The organism is Solemya elarraichensis gill symbiont (assembly GCF_002021095.1).
GTDB lineage: Bacteria > Pseudomonadota > Gammaproteobacteria > Chromatiales > Chromatiaceae.
In genome coordinates this window covers 1-1,837 of sequence record NZ_MPRK01000303.1, presented here as the reverse complement: position 1 = coordinate 1,837, position 1,837 = coordinate 1, and the positions used below count along the sequence as shown (strand labels likewise).

Here is a 1,837-nt window from a genome sequence, read left to right as displayed (position 1 = left end):
TGGAAAGCAGCGTTAAATCGTTTTATGATCGAGTTTGAAGATCGACTCATTGACCATATTTGAACAGGGCAGTTACACAGAATTATCTACAGGCTCCAGGTCACTGTTAGTGAAAAGCACTCATAATGCCTTTCGCACCCATCCAAAACGGGTAAATATCTCCCGTTTGCCTGCTTTATCAAACATGTTTCTGCCATGCATGTAACGTTTGTTGTCCACCAGCAACAAATCGCCTGTCTTCCATTTATGTGCATATAGAAATTCATCGTAGCAGTCGATTAGCTGGATGATGACGCTGTCTGAAATTAGATCACCGTTTCCAAAATAGATTCTGTTGCTGCTCTTGCAGAAGACATTGTCTACATTATATTTTGGATGGGGTGGTATGTGGGAGAGATGGGTTAGCATTCCGTTGGAAAACGCATTTTCACCACCATCTGTCATTTCTATCGCGGTAGTCATATCACGAAGATGAAGCAATCCGGTGTTATCCAGGGTGAACTCAATATTTTCAACTTTATTCAGCCGCTTCCATAGAGCTTCTTCACCGGTCACATTAAATTCTGCACGCCAGCGCGCAGGATCCCAGGTCATTTCATAAATGATTCCCTGTTCCAGGAAGCGTCGACTGAGTTTTTTTGACAGGTTTTTGTATACGGCGACGCCATCTATCAGGGTCGTTTCTCCTCCAATTGTGTCAGGATTCTCGGGGCAGAAAAATATGCAGGTGTCCGGTGGTTCGGGGTATGGACTGTAGTGTGCTTCACTATGCCCGAGAAGCGCATAGTTGCCTTCTGATACTTATGTTGTCAGGCCATCTCCTGCTGACTGGCGCAGAAGATAACGGCTGGCGATTGGGTAAAAACGATCGCACACTTCTCGGGACAGGGATTTGAATGCAGGTAAATCCAGCTGTAGGCCACGTATGATCACAATGCCAAATTCATCATATGCAGATAGAATTTCACATGGTGAGCATACATTGCTGATTTCATGTGGGATTGCGCTATGCATTTTTATCTGCCCTGATTAGCACCAGTTGCCATTTCATGGTGATCCCGCTTCCCGTTATTATGATGCCAAGGTAATTCTCAAGGGCTTCCCATATCAATTCATCTCTGACACCGTACAAGCGGAATAGCCCCCTGCAGAAAGCGATTGCCGTTTCTCTATCCGGATAGTGCCAGGGTAAATGCTGAATCTCATAATGCATCACCTCAAAACCATTGTTGCGAATCTCTTCACAATCTTCTTCTGCAAAAAAACGTGCATCATGTCCTTCGGGACTATGCGTGCCAACAAAACCTGAAAGGAAGCGGGAGGTATCAGTCTTTTCGGCAACATCGGCAATGACCAGACGCCCCGTGTGGTTCAGTATACGGTGACACTCCTTGTAGAAAGGTGATCTGTCAGGGAAGAGGTGGTGTAAGGCAACCAGCGACAAGACAATATCGACCGATGTGTCTGGAAACTCCAGATGGTCCCAGTCACCCTGCTCAATGTCCGTGCCTGTGTCGAGATACCCCTTGATTTGCTCAACTGCATGGTAATGTGTATCTGGTTCAATTCTTTCCAGCCAGCCTTTTAGGTAGCCACCGCCACTCGGGAAGTCGACCAGTCGTTCTCCTTTTGCAGGAAGCGCCAGTTGTAGGGGAGCAAGGAATTCTGCCTTACGTGCATTGGGACAAAGCGTCATTGCTTCATGGTAACTGCCTGCACTGCGACGGCGGGTTTTCATTCGCTGCGCGCCAAGGAGAGAGAATCGAAGGCGCGTAGTCCGCGGTAGCCACTAGGCGAGACTGTTTTTCTGACGTGCGCCAGCGCCAAAGGAAAAATA

The 1,837-nt window shown here is 47.3% G+C and carries 1 protein-coding gene and 1 pseudogene; both read right to left on the bottom strand.

The features are described from left to right. Window positions 1-120: 120 nt before the first annotated feature. Window positions 121-777 (bottom strand): annotated as a pseudogene (locus BOW51_RS10435) (TauD/TfdA family dioxygenase); the annotation flags it as partial. A gap of 229 nt (window positions 778-1,006) precedes the next feature. Continuing rightward, the gene (locus BOW51_RS10430; RefSeq protein ID WP_078477654.1) at window positions 1,007-1,738 is read right to left on the bottom strand and encodes a class I SAM-dependent methyltransferase; all 732 of its coding nucleotides are present in this window, start codon (window positions 1,736-1,738) and stop codon (window positions 1,007-1,009) included. Between the last annotated feature and the right edge of the window lie 99 nt (window positions 1,739-1,837).

Excerpts from the sequence above, each read along its gene's own strand:
- BOW51_RS10430 (WP_078477654.1), bottom strand. The coding sequence starts at position 1,738 with ATGAAAACCCGCCGTCGCAGTGCAGGCAGTTACCATGAAGCAATGACG.